Source organism: Allopseudospirillum japonicum, from assembly GCF_900108915.1.
Classification (GTDB): domain Bacteria; phylum Pseudomonadota; class Gammaproteobacteria; order Pseudomonadales; family Halomonadaceae; genus Pseudospirillum; species Pseudospirillum japonicum.
Genome location: NZ_FNYH01000001.1, coordinates 424,970 through 444,174, shown reverse-complemented (window position 1 = coordinate 444,174; position 19,205 = coordinate 424,970). Strand labels below are relative to the sequence as shown.

The window sequence follows — 19,205 nt, the reverse complement described above, 5'->3', positions numbered from 1 at the left end:
AACCTGAGTAGATGTAAAATCGAGTGTTTGGCTTTGTCGTACCCGCTATCTCGCTTAAACCACGACCGTATTCAACCCTGAGGACCCTGTATGCAAGGTGAAAGTCACAACATTATTTTAATTAACATTTCTGGTGCGGATAAGCCGGGGCTAACAGCATCTATCACGCATATTTTGGCGCATTACAAAGTGGATATTTTAGACATAGGTCAAGCTGTGATTCATGATACCTTGTCTTTAGGGATTTTAGTGTATTTGCCTGAAAGTGCCCAATCAGCGCCTGTCTTGCGTGATGTGGTATTTCGTGCACATGAACTTGGCGTGAGTGTACGTTTTACCCCAGTGACTGAAACTAGTTACGCACACTGGGTGAGTGCGCAAGGTAAAAGCCGCTATATTGTGACCTTGTTAGCACGCCGCATTAGTGCAGAACATTTACAGCGTGTGACTTCCATTGTGGCAGCACGCGATTTAAATATTGATAGAATTCACCGTTTATCTGGACGTATTCCTTTAGATTGTGTACACGATCAAGGACGCTCTTGTGTGGAATTATCTGTACGTGGTGAGGTATTGGATGCAGAAGCCTTGCGACGCGAATTTTTAGCGGTTTCTGCTGAGTTGGATTTAGATATTGCGATTCAAGAAGATAACATTTATCGCCGCAATCGTCGTTTAGTGGTTTTTGATATGGATTCCACCCTGATTGAAGCAGAGGTGATTGATGAACTGGCTAAAGAAGCAGGCGTAGGTGCGCAAGTTGCAGAAATTACCGAGCGTGCGATGCGTGGTGAACTCGATTTTCAAGCGAGCTTCCGTGAACGCGTCGCTTTATTAAAAGGACTAGACGCCTGTGTACTTGAACACATTGCGGCACGTTTGCCAATTACAGAAGGTGCGGAAAAGCTGGTATCTACCTTAAAAGCACTGGGCTATACCACAGCAATTTTATCCGGTGGCTTCACTTATTTTGGACGTTACTTACAAGAACGCTTGGGTATTGATTACGTTTATGCCAATGAACTAGAAATCGAATCAGGCCAAGTTACAGGTCGAGTTGTCGGGACCATTGTCGATGGTGCACGTAAAGCGGAATTGCTGCAACAAATTGCCCAACAAGAAGGGATTGGCTTACAACAAACGATTGCCGTAGGGGATGGGGCAAACGATTTGCCCATGTTGGGTCTGGCAGGTTTGGGAATTGCCTTCCGTGCTAAGCCGATTGTGCAAGCCAATGCACAACACTCTTTATCAACTTTAGGGCTCGATAGTATTTTATATTTGATAGGTTTTAGTGATCGGGACCTGATTGAAAGTCAAACGAATATCGACTTAACCCAAGATTGATTAGTGTGGAGGCATACATGCAGCACGAGCATAATTTAATTTGGATTGATCTGGAAATGACAGGATTAGATCCAAAACAAGAGCGCATTATTGAAATCGCGACCTTAGTGACAGATAAAGACTTAAATATTCTGGCCGAAGGACCTGTGTTAGCGATTTCTCAGCCGCAAACTTTATTAGATGCGATGGATCCTTGGTGTACAAGGACTCACGGGGAATCCGGACTGAGCGCGCGTGTGCAAGCAAGTGAGGTGACAACTGCAGAAGCAGAAGCTCAAACACTGGCATTTTTGCGCCAATATTGCGCCCCAGGCCAATCGCCTATGTGTGGCAATAGTGTGCATCAAGATCGGCGTTTTCTAGTGAATGAAATGCCTCAGTTAGAGGCCTTTTTTCACTATCGTAATCTGGATGTGAGTACCTTAAAAGAATTGGCTAAACGCTGGAAACCAGAAATTTTGCCGCACTTTAAAAAACAAAATGTGCATCTTGCACTAGCGGATATTCGTGAATCTGTCGCTGAATTAGCCTTTTATCGCGAACACTTGCTACACGTTCATACAGCTTGAACTTCAATAAAAGTTGCTTGTTTGTTGGTTTGTTGTTGCAAAGCCCATGTGAAATGCTCAAGTAGCAAAGCATCTTCTTGGTGTTGATGGCACTGGTGCGCTAGTGCCTGATAAATTTCTAGGTGATAAGGTGCGTTACCTAGCGCAATCGCGAGATTGCGTTGCCATTGGCGATAGCCTGCACGCCGTATCGGTGAACCTTGTGTGCGTGTCAGAAATTCCTCTTGTGTCCATGCCAGTAAATCTAGCAAGTGCGCGCGATCTAGATGATGGCGTGGGCTAAAGTCCGTTTCTTGAGTGGGTTGGCTAAAGCGATTCCAAGGACAGACAAGTTGGCAATCATCACAGCCAAAAATACGATTACCGATTAAAGGCCGTAGTGCTAACGGAATACTGCCACTGTATTCAATGGTTAAATACGAGATACAACGCCTTGCATCCAGTACATAGGGGGCGACAAAGGCTTGTGTTGGGCATAATCTTTGGCAAGCATCACATTGGCCACAATGCTCGCGGGTATAAGGTGTATCGATTGGCAAAGGCAAACTGATAAATAATTCACCTAGAAAAAATAAGGAACCAGCGCGTGGATGAATGACCAGCGTATTTTTGCCAATCCAGCCTAAACCAGCTTGTTGTGCTAACGGGCGTTCTAAAACAGGGGCGCTATCAACAAAGGCACGAAAACCTAAATCAGCCGCTTTTTGTTGCAGGGCTTGCCCCAATTGAGTTAAACGCTTGCGGATTAACTTATGATAATCACGCCCGAGCGCGTATCGAGAGATATATGCGCGTTCACCTTGTTGTAATACCTTGAGGGTGTCAACTTGCGCAGGCAAATAATCCATACGTACACAAATAATTCGAGTGCTGCCTTCGACCAAACGCGCAGGCTCGGCACGCTTATCAATATTGCGCTCAAGATAGTCCATCTCCCCATGATAGCCAGCATCTAACCAAGCTTGATATTGGTGCAAGGTTTCTGCGGGAATGTGAGTGTCTGTAATACCACAGGCACTAAATCCAAGGTCACGCGCTGTGTGTTTGGCAAAATCGGCTAGAGTTGCAAGTTCGGCTTGTGTCGGCATAGGGAAACTTTGTCGAATAGGAAAGCAAATGATCTAGGCCACAAGATGCAACAAAACGTGGTAGGTTGCAAAAAACTTATCGCATAAGCTGCTTAAAAGATCCGTTCACCGAGAAGGATAATGAGTATGCAGCCCCTTTACATTCCATTGAGTCAACACAAGTTTACTTATGGCACACAACGCCTGTGGCCTTTAGTTTCCGCAGCAACGAGCCAAGCTCTGGATCGTGCACTGATAGCACAAGGATATACCAGCCCCTTACTTATGCAGTATGCGGCTGATGCCTTGTGGCAATATTTGCAGCGTCTTGCCTCAGTGCGCCAAGCACAAGCGCCTGCATTACTGGTTTTGACTGGTGCGGGACATAATGCGGGTGATGGCTATTTGTGTGCAGCTTTGGCTTATCAAGCCGGTTGGCCGGTGCAGATAATAAGTCTAGTTGCGCCAGAAAAGCTGCAAGGTGAACCCCAGAAATCGTATCAACAAGCCCAAGCGTTAGGGATTCCTATACACCTTTGGCCACAAGTGCTGAGCCTCGAATTACAGCAAGCACATGGTCAGGGCGATTTATATGTGCTGGATGCGTTACTAGGCACTGGGGCACAGGCGCCGATTCAAGCATCTTGGTGTGATGCCATTGCGTATATAAATCAGATGTCTGCGTATATTTTAGCAGTAGATGTCCCCTCCGGTTTAGACGCCAGCACCTCTGCCTTATTAGGTAACGAGTGTGTGCGTGCGCAAGCAACCCTGAGTTTGATTAGTGTAAAAGCCGGTTTGGTCACTGGACAAGCGCCGACCTATGTCGGTGAGCTGGCTTTAGCACCTTTGGTGCCTGCACATGCGTTGGCAACTGCCTACACGAGTTTGTCTTTTGCACAACAAGCCGATTTATTATTGGCAGCAGGTGTTTGGCAACAAGCACCAAAAGCACGTCTTGCCCACGCACATAAAGGGCACTATGGCCGCGTGTTAATAGTGGGTGGGGATCTTGGATATGGAGGTGCAATTTTGTTAGCCACCCAAGCGGCATTAAGAGCTGGAGCGGGCTGGGTGCGGGTGTTAACACGGGCAGAGCATATGGCACCCATTTTAACGCGTACTCCAGAAGCTATGGTCTTGAATGCGGATCCACAACGCCTAGCGCAAGAAATCGACCAAGCGGATGTGATCTTGTTAGGACCAGGTTTAGGACAAACTGCTTGGGGGCGTGCTTTATACCAAGCGGCTGTCCAGACTTGGCAACAAGATTCAACAAAAACTTGGGTGCTAGATGCAGACGCTTTGAATTTATACGCCCAAAGTCCACATCAGCCACTTTTACCAAAGACTTGTGTTTTAACACCGCATTTTGGGGAAGGTGCACGTCTACTTAATACTTCGGTGGCACAAATACAAGCTGATCCTTATCGGGCAGTACAAACAATAGCGACACAGACACAAGCTTTTGTTGTGCTTAAAGGTGCAGGAAGTTTGATCTATCATCCACAATTAGCAAGACCTTGGGTCTGCCCATGGGGCAATCCTGGTATGGCAAGTGCAGGGATGGGGGATACTTTGGCAGGATTGATTGCGGGTTTGCTTGCACCGCCAACAAAATGCACTTTATCCATCCAGGTACAAGGCCAAGCAATAGCTTATGCAGTGGCAATCCATGCGCTAGCGGCAGATCTGGCAGTGAAAACTTGGGGGGAAACTAGCATGTTAGCTCAGGATTTGATTCCTGAAATTGCCAAACTGATGCAAGTAAAAAGCCCAAGCCAGTGGGATGCACTTTGGCGCTAATCCTGTACAATCTGCGCACCTAAATTTTACGATACGGCGGCTTGGTTGCCGTTTGTGTAATCAACTCAAGCCACAATACGCTTGCAGGTGGCGCAATAGAGCCCCAGACAAACAGACGCCATACCATCATTTCGACCTCTGATAGCGAGAGACACTTCTATGGATGCTGCCACTTACTTAGCCACTTGGCTGCTAGATAATGAGCGTGCACAAGAAACTTTTGGTGCCGTTTTTGCCAGCGTTTTGCCAACACCTCAGGTGATTTATCTGCAAGGTGATTTAGGTGCAGGAAAAACCACTTTAAGTCGTGGCTTTTTGCGTGCACTTGGGCACCAAGGTACAGTCAAAAGCCCAACATATACCTTGGTAGAGCCTTATCTGTTGCCCTCAGGGGTTCAAGTGTATCATTTTGATTTATATCGCGTGCAGGATGCGGAAGAATTAGAATTTATTGGTATCCGCGATTATTTTCATCAAGAAGCGATTTGCCTTCTTGAATGGCCAGAGTGTGGCGCTGGAGTATTACCGACACCCGATTGGCAAATTGATTTATGTTGGTTAGCAACGGGCGGGCGCGAATTGTGTTTGCAGGCGATCTCGCCAAAGGCGCAGCAACAATGGTCACACGTTTGGCAAGCGCTACAAGAAGTGTTACCAGCCAAGGCGAGTGCGGAAAACTCAGTGAATCAGAAAGATAACACACATGATCAATAAAGGGTGGTGAGTATGCGAGCATGGGGGCGTATCAGCGCCTTATTAGGCTATAGCTTTGTTGGAACCCTTTTGTTGCTCAGTGGATGGCATGTCCAAGCCGCTACAATCGAAGGGGCACGTTTATGGCCTGCGCCCGATCATACGCGTTTGGTCTTCGATATGAGTGGCCCAATTAAATACACTTGGTTTGCGTTGAAAAATCCTGAGCGTATTGTGATTGATATTGAAACTTCGCGCCTCAAAGCTGAATTTAACCGCCTGCCTTTAGATAATACGCCCATTAAAAGAATTCGTAGTGCGACCAAATCAGATAGAACCCTGCGTTTAGTGTTGGATTTAAGCCAAAGCGTTGAGGTGAAAGACTTTACCTTAGCACCCAATCAACAATATGGGCACCGGCTTGTCATTGATTTGGTGTATGAGAAGCTCGCTGCCAATCCCTCAAATAAAAGTCCAAGCAAAAGTAGCACAAGTCCACCTGTACAAAATCAAACGCAGCCAAGCCCAGATACACAAAGCAAAGCGACCTTGATTCAAGCGCCAGATGGGGAGCGAAATATTATTATTGCGATTGATGCTGGGCACGGTGGCGATGATCCGGGGGCCAAAGGACCTGCAGGTACCCATGAAAAAGATGTGGTTCTCAAAATTGCCCGTTATTTACATGATCAGCTAGGGAAAGAGCGCGGTTTTGAGCCCTTTCTCGTGCGTACAGGGGATTATTATATTGGTTTGCGTAAGCGTACACAAATTGCCCGTAAAAAGCGTGCAGACCTATTTATTTCTGTGCATGCAGATGCGTTTCGCTCGCCACAGCCTCGAGGGTCTTCTGTCTATGCCTTATCCCAAAGGGGAGCAACCTCAGAAACTGCACGTTGGTTAGCCGCAAGTGAAAACCGCGCGGATTTAATCGGTGGGGTAGAAGGCTTATTGTCTTTGGATGATAAGGATGAAACCTTAGCCGGTGTTTTGTTGGATTTAACCATGACAGCCACCTTATCTGATAGTCTGAATGTGGGCAGTCAAGTGCTTAAGTCCATTGGACGTATTAATAAATTGCACAAATCGGATGTTGAGCAAGCGGGGTTTGTGGTGTTGAAATCACCGGATATCCCCTCCATCTTGGTAGAAACTGGCTTTATTTCTAATCCGCAAGAGGAAAGACGCTTACGTACAGCCAGCTATCAACGCAAAATGGCAGATTCTATTGGGACCGGTGTCAAAAAATATTTTTACTCTAATCCACCGCCCAATACCTTGTTAGCGACGGAAAAAAAACGTAATGCTTTTCGCACTTATGTGATTGTCCGTGGTGATACTTTGTCAGAAATTGCTCGCCGTCATCGTGTGGACATGGGCGAGTTAAGACGAGTCAACAAATTAAAAGACGACCAGATTCAAGTCGGTCAAGTCTTGCAAATTCCGACATCATAGACGTCATAAAGGTGCTTATGTCGATACAGGTTTTACCTATACGTCTTGCAAACCAAATTGCTGCGGGTGAGGTTGTAGAACGTCCTGCTGCTGTGATGAAAGAGCTTATGGAAAATGCTTTAGATGCAGGGGCATCTCAGCTGGATGTGGAGTTGGAACAAGGCGGTATTAAAAGCATTTTGGTGCGTGATGATGGTGCGGGTATTGCGCAAGCAGATTTACCTTTGGCCTTAGCACGGCATGCGACGAGTAAAATTAGCTCGATCACAGATTTGGAAACCGTGATGACCTTGGGGTTTCGTGGTGAAGCCCTCGCTAGTATTAGTTCTGTATCGCGTTTAGCCTTGCGTTCACGTCCACAAGCGCAAGAGCAAGGTTGGCAAGTGATTGCAGAAGGGCGAGATATGTTGCCTAAAATCACGCCGGTACCTCACCCACAAGGGACCAGTGTGCACGTGCAGGATTTGTTTTTTAATACGCCAGCGCGGCGCAAATTCCTGCGCACTCAAAGAACGGAATTCAATCATTGTGAAGAGATCTTTAAGCGTTTAGCTTTGAGCTATACTCATGTCGCCATGCGCTTGACCCATCAGAAAAAGCGCATTTATGCCTTGCCTAGAGTCAGTTGCGAAGCAGAACACCGCCAGCGTTTACAAAGGCTCTTAGGTGATGAATTTGTACACACGGCTTTAACGGTACAAGCACAAGCCAGTGGTGGCTTGGGGTTACAAGGGTGGATTTGTCATCCGACACAAGCACGCAATCAAGCAGATCAGCAATACCTGTTCGTGAATGGTCGTGCTGTGCGGGATAAAGTGCTAACCCATGCGATTCGTGAGGCTTACCAAGACGTTCTACACACAAGCAAATATCCAAGCTTTGTGCTGTATTTGCAGGTATCGCCTGCAGATGTTGATGTGAATGTGCATCCAACGAAGCACGAAGTCCGCTTTCATGATGCGCGTCGTGTTCATCTGTTTGTGTTGACTGGTTTACAAGATGTTTTAGCACAAGGGACTTGTGTGCCAGCTTCTGTGCAGATCAAAAAACAGACACCAGTGGATTCAGTAGATTCTTCAGTAGATGTAGATGAAGTACACAAGCAGCCGCTAGAGCTGTCAAGCACGCCACCGGTGAAATCACCTGCACCTCAGCGTATGTCTTCATCAGGGTATCAGGTGCAATTAAAAGCACAAGCTCCCAAGCCACAGCAAGTACAAGATTGGATGCAAACCTATCAAGCCTTGCATCCAAAGCCGCAAAACGAGCCGGCTAAAAAAGAAGCCGTGCAAGTGCCTTTATTACCCCAAGTTGTTGCAGAGGTGCAACAGCCGAATCTAAATCCAAGCTTACAAACACCACCTTTAGGCTATGCCTTAGGACAAGTTCATGGTGTTTATATTTTGGCGCAAAATGAGGCCGGCTTGGTGTTAGTTGATATGCATGCTGCACATGAGCGTATTCAGTATGAAGCTTTAAAACAAGCATGGGCAAAAGAAAGCTTGCAGGCGCAGCCTTTGTTAGTCCCAGAAACTGTGACACTTAACCCCATGCAAGCAGAGGCATTACAGATTCACGCGCAGGCATTGCAACGTTTAGGCTTAGGCGTTGCTTTAGTTTCTCCAACGCAAGCGGCGATTCGTGAGTTACCAGTGTTATTAAAAGGCGTGGATGCTAGTGCTTTAGTGGCGGCAGTTTTGAATGAGTTGGTGGAATATGGCAGCAGTTTTAGCCTACAAAAACATCAAAATGCCTTGCTGGCACGCATGGCGTGTCATACCGCAGTGCGTGCACACCGGCGCATGACTTTAGAAGAAATGAATGCCTTGCTACGCGCCATGGAAAATAATTTACGTACAGATCAATGTAATCATGGGCGTCCGACTTGGATTCAGCTCGATTTGCAACAGCTGGATGCACTTTTTATGCGTGGGCGTTAAACAAACGCGAGCGGTCTCAATGACTTTTAAGATGTAGGAATCAATGTATGAAACCAAGGCTACCTGTGATTGCATTAATGGGGCCAACGGCAGCAGGAAAAACAGATTGGGCCATTCAATTGCATCAAGAGTTTGCCTGTGACTTGATTAGTGTAGATTCTGCACTTGTATATTCTGGTATGGATATAGGTACAGCGAAACCGGATGCAGCCACTTTGGCAAAGGCACCGCATCAGCTCATTGATATTCGTGACCCAGCACAAGCTTACTCGGCTGCGGAATTTCGTGAAGATGCCTTGGTTGCGATTGCAAATAGCCATGCCCAAGGGCGTGTCCCTGTGCTTGTGGGCGGGACCATGCTGTATTTTAAGCGTTTATTAGAAGGTGGTGATAATCTGCCTAGTGCAAATGCTGAGATCCGCGCCGAGCTAGAAGCACAAGCTGCTGCACAAGGTTGGCCAGCTTTACATGCGCGTTTGGCACAAGTTGATCCTGTGTCAGCACAAAGAATCCATCCTAATGATCCACAACGCCTGCAAAGAGCGTTAGAGGTTTTTCTGATTACTGGACGTGCACTGAGCGCCTTGTGGGCAGAGCAAAAAACACCGGAACTGACATTTGAATTGCATAGTATCGCCTTAATACCGCAGGAGCGTGCGCATTTACATGAGCGTATTGCCCAGCGTTTTCGGTTAATGTTACAGCAGGGTTTGCTAGAAGAAGTTGAAGGTTTAAAAGCACGCGCTGATTTGCATTTAGGTTTGCCATCGATGCGTGCTGTGGGTTATCGCCAAGTATGGCAATATTTGGATGGTGCTTTTGATTATGCAAGCTTGCAGGAAAAAGGCATTGTGGCGACACGGCAATTGGCGAAACGTCAGCTCACTTGGTTGCGTTCTTGGCCAGATTTACAGATTTTTCATCCTGAGCAAGTGCAGCAAAAAAGCGCATTTTTACAGCATGTACAAGCTTGTTTACGTGAGATTAATTAAACAGGCAAAGTTGGCACTAGGTAGGTATAATGCCTAAGTGCGCTTTTCGCGCCTGCGCAATCAGCTTGCGTTCTGATGTTATTTTATTGAATGTCAGCCAGCACTTATTCAAGTTTTGCATGACTAAAGCTTGAATCACTTAACAACAAATGAGAACTTTCCACTTAAAGGAGAGCGGTAATGTCAAAAGGGCAATCATTACAAGACCCTTACCTCAATATTTTACGTAAGGAGCGCATTCCAGTTTCCATCTTTCTTGTGAATGGAATTAAGTTGCAAGGTCAAATCGAATCATTCGACCAATTTGTGATTTTATTGCGTAATACAGTGAGCCAAATGGTGTACAAGCACGCGATTTCTACTGTCGTGCCTTCACGTAATGTGCGTCTTCCTGCACCGGAAGGCACACAAGATGCTGAAGAATAATTGATCTTAGTGAGAGCCTAGGCAAGTTTTGCCTAGGTTTTTTGTGCGTCTAGCAATAAAGCGTATACAGCGCTAAAAAGGAGAGACCAGGCTTGTTCTTTGAACGTCATGCTGGCGGCGAACGTGCCGTATTAGTCCATCTTGATTTACATGATGAAGATGAACGTGAAGATCCAAGTGAATTTTTGGAACTCGTACGTTCCTCTGGAGGCGACCCTGTTCTTTTGGTTCAAGGGTCAAGGCACCAACCGAGTCCACGGACATTTGTTGGGCAAGGTAAAGTGGAGGAAATCCGCGCAGCTGTGGTAGAACACGAGGCAGAATTAGTCTTGTTCAATCATACTTTATCGCCTTCACAAGAGCGTAATTTAGAAAGAGAACTGAAATGTCGGGTGCTTGATCGTACCGGTTTGATCTTGGATATTTTTGCGCAGCGTGCACGAACTCACGAAGGTAAGTTACAAGTTGAACTCGCCCAGTTAGAATATATGAGTACCCGTTTGGTGCGGGGCTGGACGCACTTAGAGCGTCAAAAAGGCGGTATTGGTTTGCGTGGTCCGGGGGAAACCCAGCTAGAAACGGATAGACGTTTATTACGTGCGCGTATCAAAAGCATTCATAAACGTTTGCAAAAAGTCCGTTTGCAGCGTCAACAAAACCGGCGCGCGCGCGCGCGTGCAGAAATTCCTGCCGTTTCCCTTGTAGGTTACACTAACGCAGGAAAATCTACTTTATTCAATCAGTTAACTCAAGCTGATGTGTATGCAGCAGATCAGCTATTTGCGACTTTAGATCCAACGTTGCGACGGATTCAGGTTGAAGATGTAGGCCCTGTGGTATTGGCAGATACGGTTGGTTTTATCCGTCATCTGCCGCATAAACTAGTGGAAGCTTTTCAGGCAACTTTGCAAGAAGCAAGTGAAGCGAGCTTGTTATTGCACGTTGTCGATGCCAGTGCTTGTGAGCGTGAAGATAATATTTTTCAAGTTGAACAGGTGCTTGCAGAAATTGGCGCGCATGAACGCCCGAGCCTGATGATTTTTAATAAGATTGATTTAATGGGCGCGCAAGCACGTATCGAGCGTAATGCGCAAGGGGAGGCTATCAGCGTTTGGGCTTCTGCGCGTACGGGTGAAGGGCTTGCCTTGGTTCTACAGGCAATTAGCGAACGTTTGGCTTTGGATATCTTGCATGAAACCTTGCATCTGAGCCCACAGCAAGGCAAGTTAAGGGCGCTTTTGTATCAACAAGATGCTGTACTGGCAGAAGACTATGATGAACAAGGTAATCTTGCTTTAGAGATCCGTCTCCCACGGCGTGATTTTTTGCAAATGCTCAGTCGCCTAGGTGAATCAGCAAGTCAGTATATTCAAATGCCAGAAACTCAGTTTTAATACGCAAGCTTGATAGAACTTATCTTGACGGATAAAAGCCTAACATTCGTATTCCTAAAAAGGTAACTCTTCCTTAACTCACACCTATAACATTGAGGTAAGCGATATATGGCGTGGAATGAGCCAGGCGGTAATGGCAACAACCACGATCCTTGGAGTGGCGGTGGTCGTGGCGGACGTAACGATCAGGGGCCACCGGATCTGGATGAAGCCCTAAAGAAATTTCAAGACAAGCTCAACCGTATGCTAGGACGCCGTGGTGCGCCTCAAGGCCAAGGTGGCGGGCATGGCTTGCTGTTGGTTGTCTTGGTCGTGCTGGCCGGCTTGTGGATTGCCGGTGGTGTGTATTTGGTTGATCAAACTGAGCGTGGTGTGGTACTGCGTTTAGGACGTTATCATGAAACTGTCGGGCCGGGCTTACACTGGAATCCGCCGCTGATTGATACTGTGACTAAAGTCAATGTCACGCAAATTCGCTCTATCAGCCAAAAAGCAACGATGTTGACGCTGGATGAAAACATCGTACAAGTCAGCTTGTCTGTCCAATATCAGGTACAAAATCCCAAAGATTATCTATTAAACGTGCGTTCTCCTGAACAAAGTCTGGAAAATGCGACAGATTCCGCGTTGCGTCATGAAGTCGGTAGCTCCAACATGAATGCTATTTTGACTGAAGGACGGGAAATGCTCGCGCAAAATGTTAGCAGCCGTTTGCAAAGCTATTTAGATAATTACGGTGTCGGTCTTGAGTTAAGAGCGGTCAACGTAGAAAGTACAGCGGCACCTGATGAAGTCCAAGCTGCTTTTGATGATGTTATCAAAGCACGAGAAGACAAACAGCGTTCCATTAACCAAGCCTCTGCTTATCAAAACAGCATCTTGCCGGAAGCTAAAGGTCAAGCTCAAAGGGTACTGGAAGAAGCTGAAGGGTATCGTCAATCTGTAATCGCCAGTGCTAATGGTGAGGCACATCGCTTTAGTGCTTTGCTTGATGAGTACCAGAAAGCTCCTGAAGTCACTCGTGAACGTTTGTATCTGCAGAGTATTCAAGAGGTTTTAGGCAATACTAGTAAGGTGATGGTGGATGTTGAAGGCGGCAATAATATGCTGTATTTGCCTCTAGATAAGTTAATGCAAAATACAGGTGTAGACGCTAGGCAACGTTCAGGTGTGAATGCACCTATGAGCACTATAAATGCATCCACTTTAAGCGATGTAGAAATGGATGAACTGGCCGAGCGTGTGATTCAGCGCTTGCGTATACGCCAAGACGATGGCATCCGTCGGGAGGGGCGTTAATTTATGAATAGTCGATCTATTGTGGGTTTAACCCTGATTGCCTTGGTGGCTTGGATTGGTAGTAGCAGTTTATATATTGTCAATGCCACTGAGCGCGCGATTAAGCTACAGTTTGGGCAAATCGTTGAATCCAATATCGAACCTGGGTTGCACTATCGTGTGCCCGTATATCAAACCATTCGTAAGTTTGATACTCGAGTCCTGACGTTAGATTCACGTCCGCAGCGCTACCTAACAAAAGAGAAAAAAGCGGTTATCGTAGATTCTTTTGTTAAGTGGAAAATCGTTGACGTAACTCGTTACTATGAGGCTACTTCAGGTGACGAGTTGACCGCAGCACGCTTAATTGCTCCACGGGTTGATGAGAGCTTGCGTAATGAGTTTGGTCGTCGTGATTTAAGTGAAATCATCAGTGAAAAACGTGATGAATTGATGACCAAAGCGATTACCGAATTGAGCAAGGTGACACAATCTGAACTAGGGATTACCTTGTTAGATATTCGGGTGAAGCGTATCGATTTACCTACAGAAGTCTCTAGTGCTGTCTATGAACGGATGAAATCTGAGCGCCAACGTGAAGCACGCGAATATCGTGCACAAGGTAAGGAAGAATCAGAAAAAATCCGTGCAGCAGCTGACCGTGAACGTCAAGTCTTGTTAGCACAAGCCTATGAAGAAGCTGAACAAATCAAAGGTCAAGGGGACGCCCAAGCAGCGGCAGTTTATGCGCAAGCTTTCCAACGTGATCCTGAGTTTTTCCGTTTTCATCGTAGCTTACAAGCTTATCGAGAGTCCTTTAACAACAAGGGCGATGTCTTGGTGCTAGAACCTGATTCGGACTTCTTTAAGTATCTGAAAGAAGCACAAGGAACTAGGGTGGAATAAATCCTGTAAGTCCCTACACATGTGCGCAGATCGTGATAAACTATAGCGAAAGCACACAGAAGACCGGGTTAATGGCCCGGTTTTTTTATGCCGCTATCTGCAAGGCTAGGGACGTCACAATCCTGTGTTAAGGTGATATTTGGGAAGGCCAAAGCTGCCTTGGATGCTATTTGAATATGTAAAGAAACAGGACTTACCATGACGATTGCTGACCGCTGGTTACTCCCTGATGGAATGGAAGAGCTCTTACCACCGCGCGCGTATACGCTGGAAGCTTTGCGCCGTAAGTTACTTGATTTGTTAGCTGCTTGGGGTTACGACCTTGTCATCCCACCTTCTGCTGAGTACTTAGAGTCTTTGTTGACAGGTGTTGGTAAGGATTTAGATTTGCAAACTTTTAAAGTCACAGATCAAAGCAGTGGCCGCTTGATGGGGGTGAGTGCTGATGTGACGCCTCAGGTCGCGCGTATAGATGCGCATTCGTTATCTTGTGAAGGCGAAGGTATTGCACGTTTATGTTACTGCCATCCTGTTTTGCGTACACGAGCGGATAACCCGCTAAGCTCGCGCAGCCCGATCCAACTGGGTGCTGAGCTATTTGGACATGCAGGTTTACCAAGTGATTTAGAAATTTTAAGCTTGATGTTGGCGACTTTAGAAGCGGCTGAGCTCGATCAAATTCATTTGGATCTAGGGCATGTCAATATTTATCGTACCTTAATCAATCAAGCGCAAATCGATGAACAAGAAGCGGAAGCGATTTTTGCGGCCTTACAAGACAAACGTTTTGCTGATTTAGACACCTTGTTGCAAGCCTATGTAGAGTGTGCACAAGTACGTGCTCATTTGACAGCTTTAGCGCATCTGCATGGCGATATGCGTGTGCTTGAACAAGCAAAACGCGATTTGCAAGGGGCGCCTGAAAGTGTACAGGCGGCTTTGGTTCAACTAGAGCAAATTGCGCACTGGATTCAAGCAAGCTATCCGCAAGTGACTTTATACTTTGATTTAGCCGAGTTGCGCGGTTTTAACTATCATACAGGCATTATGTTTGCTGCTTATGTGCCTCAATGGGGACAAGCGATTGCGAAAGGCGGGCGTTATGATGAGACAGGCAAGGTCTTCGGACGTGCGCGTCCAGCAACGGGCTTTAGTGTTGATTTAAAATTGTTAGTTGCCTTGCAAGAATTGCAACATCCACAAACACATCAGCGCAAACATCTTGGGGTTTTAGCACCAGTGCAAGCCTATACAGATGCACAACTCATGCATAAAATCCGTGCACTGCGTGCGCAAGGGGAGCGTGTTTGGGTTGATTTGGCTGGAGAAGGTACTAAGGCGCATCCTGCTTGTGACCGTCAATGGGTACAAAATGCGCAAGGTGAGTGGGTCATTAGCCCTTTGTAATCAACAGAGCATTTTTGAGCAGATAAACCTGTGGGGTTTATCTAAGTTATATCTTTAATTGAGAGTAGGCGAATGGGTAAGAACGTCGTAATTCTTGGCACCCAGTGGGGTGATGAAGGCAAAGGCAAAGTAGTTGACCTGCTTACCGAGTCTGCGCAAGCTGTGGTGCGTTTCCAAGGCGGCCATAATGCAGGGCATACCTTGGTGGTCAATGGCCAAAAAACTGCTTTACACCTAATTCCTTCAGGGATTTTGCGTGATCAAGTGACTTGTGTGATCGGTAATGGGGTTGTGTTGGCACCTGATGCCTTGCTGAAAGAAATCCGTATGCTAGAAGAGCGCGGCGTTGCCGTACGTGAGCGCCTAAAGCTATCAGCCTCTTGCCCTTTGATTTTGCCTTATCACGTTCATTTAGATCAAGCACGTGAGAAAGCACGTGGCCAAGCTAAAATTGGTACCACAGGTCGTGGTATTGGTCCTGCTTATGAAGATAAAGTTGCACGTCGCGGTGTACGTTTAGGCGATATCCTTCATCGTGAGCGTTTTGCTGCTAAGTTGGGTGAAGTTCTAGACTACCATAACTTTGTTTTGCAGCATTACTACAAAGAAGAGCCGCTCGACTTCCAGCAAATTCTTGATGAATGTATGCAGATGGCAGAAGAGTTGCGCCCTATGGTGACAGATACGACGCATCTTTTGCATAGGCTGCGTAAGCAAGATGCCCATATTATGTTTGAGGGAGCGCAAGGTTCTTTGCTCGATATCGATCATGGCACCTATCCTTTTGTAACTAGCTCAAACACGACCGCCGGTGGTACAGCAACCGGTTCAGGTTTTGGTCCTTTGTATCTGGATTATGTGCTGGGCATTACTAAAGCCTATACCACGCGTGTGGGTTCTGGTCCTTTTCCTACCGAACTTTTCGATGATAATGGGCGCCACCTTGCAGAAAAAGGCCATGAGTTTGGCACTACCACAGGGCGTGCGCGTCGTTGTGGTTGGTTCGATGCAGTCGCTTTGCGTTACGCCATCCAAGTCAATTCAGTCTCTGGCTTATGTTTGACCAAGCTTGATGTACTTGATGGTTTGGATGTCATTAAAGTCTGTGTGGCTTACAAGGATAAAGCAGGTAATTTGTTAGAAACGCCTGTCGATGCGGAAGGTTTTGCAGCGGTGGAGCCTGTATATGAAGAAATTCCGGGCTGGAAAGAGTCTACAGTTGGTGCAAAATCTTTAGATGCTTTGCCAGAAGCAGCGCGTCAATACATCCAGTTTATTGAGCAACAAGTGGGTGCGCCTATTGATATTATTTCTACCGGGCCGGACCGTGTAGAAACTATTGTATTGCGTGATCCTTTTGCATAATGCAAGCAAGCGATTAATGTGTAGAAGCCCCTGTTCTTGAAGGGGCTTTTTTTATATATGTGCTTTTTAATGTAAAGCAGCAGAGGCCGGCAAGCGCATCGATTGAGCGGCAGCTAGACGAGCTTGGCGTCTTTCTTGCATCATTTGTTGGGTGACATATTCAGCACGACTTGATCCATTGACTGGCTTGTTGTGCTCGTTACACCAAGAAAGTAGGTCTTCAACATCTACGGGGACTTTCTCGATTAAAATGCCGCGTGTGGCAAAAACTTCAATCATTTCTTCCGTAGTTTGCTTCCACTGCTGATAAGTATCTTCTAAACGTGCCTTATCTTCTGCAATTTCCAATAAACGCTGCCATTGGGACTCTTTAAACCAACAAATACCCGCGCGGCGTTCGAACTCCTGTTTTGTTGAATCCATGGTGTCACCTCATAAAAATTCCGTGTCGCTAAAGTAAGATTTGCAGGGTGCGAACGAATGCGATCTTGCCTTAGAACACAAGTTGCTACACTCTGCACTCAAAGTCTAAAGGATGAGTTAGAGTATAAGTTTTTCGATTAGTGTACAATTTTTGCATGCTTTACCCTAACACGACCTAGAATGCGTACACACTTTAGGCGACCTCAGGTCGTTATTGAAAAAGTGGGGTAATACTTAGTGACAATCAGTCTATGCTTGTACACATTCAGTCTATCACACCCTTGTATAAAATCAGGGATAATATGATAAAGCCATCAGCATGCAGAGAGTTTATGAAAGCCTTGCGAATAAGCAGTGACATGCTGACGACAAAGAGAATTTATCTATCAATCCAGTGAGGTGCGCATACTATCCATTTAAGGTACTTATGTAACCTTTAATGATAAATTGTAACACTTTGTTGGTATAATAAACAATAACCGCATTAGGAACAAGGCAATGGCAGCAAGTTTGGGAGACTTACCTGTTAAGTGGCGCATGAATTTAATGATTGTGTTGGCACTTTGTGCTTTATGCGCTTTGGCATTAAAAAGCATCGTGGATATTCGTGATGAAATGTATGCAGGGCGCCAGTTGCAGTTGGTGACTTTGGTGGATGCTGCAACTGATATATTAGACTTTTTTCATCAACAGCAGCAAGCACAAAAGCTCACACAAGAAGAAGCGCAACAGCAAGCACGCTTGGCCTTGGAGAACATTATTTATGACCAAAATGAATATGTTTGGGCAATAGATTATCAAGCCGTAACCCAAATACATGGCGGCAATCCTAGTATCAAAGGTCGTAGCCTAATGGATTTTAAAGATCCAAATGGCAAATATGTGTTTAAAGAAATTGTTAGTTTGGCCAGTGGCGGTAAAGATAACTACTTTGTCCGTTATGCTTGGCCAAGAGCAGGACAAACCACACCAGAAGAAAAAGAATCTTTTGTACAAGTTTTTCAGCCTTGGAAATGGATTGTTGGTTCTGGGGTATACATTGAAGATATTAAGCATCATGTACAGCAAGAAATGCTCAAAATGTCTGGGATTGTTGGGGCGATCACTTTGGTATTATTAGCAACTTCTTGGTGGATCTCGCGCTCAATTTTGCAGCCTTTAGAAAAAATTACTACAGTGATGCAAGCGGTGGGGGAGGGTGATTTACGTCAACGTGTTGATTTGGCTTCTAAAGATGAATTAGGGCGTGTATCTGTGTGCATTAATCGTACTTTGGAGCATTTTCAATCCTTGATTCATCAACTGGCAACTTCAAGCCAACAAGTTCGTTCTGCAGCAGAGCAACTCGCTGCAACCGCAGAGCAGACAAGCCAAGGTTTACGTCAGCAAACCGAAGAAACCGAGCAGTTAGCAACGGCGATGAACCAGATGGCAAGCACGATTCAGGCGGTGGCACAAAGTGCTTCGGAAGCTTCTTTAGCGACTTGTGCAGTGGATCAGGAAGCAGATGAAGGCAATCAAGAAGTAGAAGAAACCGTACATAAAATTCTTGGTTTAGCTAATGAATTAGAAGATGCGATGAATGTCGTGCGCCAGCTCGAAAGTGAAACAGAGCAAATTGTTAGTGTGCTTGAGGTCATTCAAGGGATTTCTGAGCAGACAAACTTACTAGCTTTAAACGCAGCAATTGAGGCCGCGCGTGCTGGTGAATCCGGACGAGGCTTTGCTGTCGTTGCCGATGAGGTGCGCCAGTTAGCACAGCGTACTCAGGCATCTACCGGAGAAATCCGTACCATGACGGAGCGTTTAAGTACGAGCGTACAGCAGGCGGTTGAGGTAATGCAGTTAAGCCGTGAACATGCAGATGACAGTGTGAAGACGGCACAACGTGCAGGCGAAGAAATTAAACGTATCGTGAACCACGTTGATCGTATTCGAGACATGAGTGCTATGGTCGCTTCTGCAACTGAGCAGCAAAGTAGTGTGGCTGAAGAAATTAACCGTAACCTTACCAATATCACACAAGTGGTGGATGATACTTCTATGGGAGCGGATCAAGTAGCAGCAAGTAGCGAGCAATTGTCTGCACTTGCGGTGAGCTTGCAAGAGCAAATTAGCCGTTTTCGCACCTAGGGTG

The 19,205-nt window shown here is 46.1% G+C and carries 16 protein-coding genes; 14 read left to right on the top strand and 2 right to left on the bottom strand.

The window, feature by feature from the left end; translation table 11 throughout:
- The first annotated feature begins 90 nt into the window (after window positions 1-90).
- The gene (gene serB, locus BMX05_RS02030) at window positions 91-1,347 is read left to right on the top strand and encodes a phosphoserine phosphatase SerB (protein ID WP_093308274.1); all 1,257 of its coding nucleotides are present in this window, start codon (window positions 91-93) and stop codon (window positions 1,345-1,347) included.
- A 17-nt stretch (window positions 1,348-1,364) separates the two neighbouring features.
- Window positions 1,365-1,916 carry an oligoribonuclease gene (orn, locus tag BMX05_RS02025; RefSeq protein ID WP_093308273.1) on the top strand — a complete coding sequence of 184 codons (552 nt, stop codon included), beginning with the start codon at window positions 1,365-1,367 and terminating at the stop codon, window positions 1,914-1,916.
- On the opposite strand, the gene queG is transcribed toward orn, so the two are convergent.
- The gene (gene queG / locus BMX05_RS02020) at window positions 1,904-3,004 is read right to left on the bottom strand and encodes a tRNA epoxyqueuosine(34) reductase QueG (RefSeq protein WP_093308272.1); all 1,101 of its coding nucleotides are present in this window, start codon (window positions 3,002-3,004) and stop codon (window positions 1,904-1,906) included. The two genes, orn and queG, sit on opposite strands and share 13 nt — an antisense overlap.
- Window positions 3,005-3,130: 126 nt before the next feature.
- Here queG and BMX05_RS02015 point away from each other — a divergent pair, with 126 nt between their 5' ends.
- From BMX05_RS02015 to BMX05_RS01965, 11 genes are all read left to right on the top strand, one after another.
- On the top strand, window positions 3,131-4,789 hold the full coding sequence (locus BMX05_RS02015) for an NAD(P)H-hydrate dehydratase (RefSeq protein ID WP_177166744.1): 1,659 nt from the start codon (window positions 3,131-3,133) through the stop codon (window positions 4,787-4,789).
- A 159-nt stretch (window positions 4,790-4,948) separates the two neighbouring features.
- Window positions 4,949-5,503 (top strand): tRNA (adenosine(37)-N6)-threonylcarbamoyltransferase complex ATPase subunit type 1 TsaE, encoded by a 555-nt coding sequence (gene tsaE, locus BMX05_RS02010; protein WP_093308270.1) that lies wholly within the window; start codon window positions 4,949-4,951, stop codon window positions 5,501-5,503.
- A gap of 12 nt (window positions 5,504-5,515) precedes the next feature.
- Window positions 5,516-6,937, top strand: coding sequence for an N-acetylmuramoyl-L-alanine amidase (locus BMX05_RS02005; protein WP_093308269.1), 1,422 nt, complete (start codon window positions 5,516-5,518; stop codon window positions 6,935-6,937).
- A gap of 17 nt (window positions 6,938-6,954) precedes the next feature.
- Window positions 6,955-8,877: a DNA mismatch repair endonuclease MutL gene (mutL, locus tag BMX05_RS02000; protein ID WP_093308268.1), complete on the top strand. Its 1,923-nt coding sequence runs from the start codon at window positions 6,955-6,957 to the stop codon at window positions 8,875-8,877.
- Between the two features lie 47 nt (window positions 8,878-8,924).
- The gene (miaA, locus tag BMX05_RS01995; RefSeq protein ID WP_093308267.1) at window positions 8,925-9,869 is read left to right on the top strand and encodes a tRNA (adenosine(37)-N6)-dimethylallyltransferase MiaA; all 945 of its coding nucleotides are present in this window, start codon (window positions 8,925-8,927) and stop codon (window positions 9,867-9,869) included.
- A gap of 180 nt (window positions 9,870-10,049) precedes the next feature.
- Complete coding sequence (hfq, locus tag BMX05_RS01990; protein WP_093308266.1) at window positions 10,050-10,295, top strand: RNA chaperone Hfq; 246 nt, start codon at window positions 10,050-10,052, stop codon at window positions 10,293-10,295.
- Window positions 10,296-10,387: 92 nt separating this feature from the next.
- Window positions 10,388-11,689, top strand: a complete 1,302-nt coding sequence (hflX, locus tag BMX05_RS01985) for a ribosome rescue GTPase HflX (RefSeq protein ID WP_093308265.1) — start codon at window positions 10,388-10,390, stop codon at window positions 11,687-11,689.
- Between the two features lie 108 nt (window positions 11,690-11,797).
- On the top strand, window positions 11,798-12,988 hold the full coding sequence (hflK, locus tag BMX05_RS01980; RefSeq protein ID WP_093308264.1) for an FtsH protease activity modulator HflK: 1,191 nt from the start codon (window positions 11,798-11,800) through the stop codon (window positions 12,986-12,988).
- A gap of 3 nt (window positions 12,989-12,991) precedes the next feature.
- Window positions 12,992-13,873 carry a protease modulator HflC gene (gene hflC / locus BMX05_RS01975; RefSeq protein WP_093308263.1) on the top strand — a complete coding sequence of 294 codons (882 nt, stop codon included), beginning with the start codon at window positions 12,992-12,994 and terminating at the stop codon, window positions 13,871-13,873.
- 198 nt (window positions 13,874-14,071) lie between these two features.
- The gene (locus tag BMX05_RS01970) at window positions 14,072-15,280 is read left to right on the top strand and encodes an ATP phosphoribosyltransferase regulatory subunit (protein ID WP_093308262.1); all 1,209 of its coding nucleotides are present in this window, start codon (window positions 14,072-14,074) and stop codon (window positions 15,278-15,280) included.
- A gap of 72 nt (window positions 15,281-15,352) precedes the next feature.
- Window positions 15,353-16,645, top strand: coding sequence for an adenylosuccinate synthase (locus BMX05_RS01965; RefSeq protein ID WP_093308261.1), 1,293 nt, complete (start codon window positions 15,353-15,355; stop codon window positions 16,643-16,645).
- A gap of 66 nt (window positions 16,646-16,711) precedes the next feature.
- Here the strand turns inward: BMX05_RS01965 and BMX05_RS01960 are convergent, their stop codons facing one another.
- Entirely contained in the window at window positions 16,712-17,068 is a 357-nt protein-coding gene (locus BMX05_RS01960; protein WP_093308260.1) for a hypothetical protein, read from the bottom strand.
- Between the two features lie 498 nt (window positions 17,069-17,566).
- On the opposite strand from BMX05_RS01960, the gene BMX05_RS01955 reads away from it, so the two are divergent.
- Window positions 17,567-19,201, top strand: a complete 1,635-nt coding sequence (locus tag BMX05_RS01955; protein WP_093308259.1) for a methyl-accepting chemotaxis protein — start codon at window positions 17,567-17,569, stop codon at window positions 19,199-19,201.
- Window positions 19,202-19,205 lie beyond the last annotated feature (4 nt).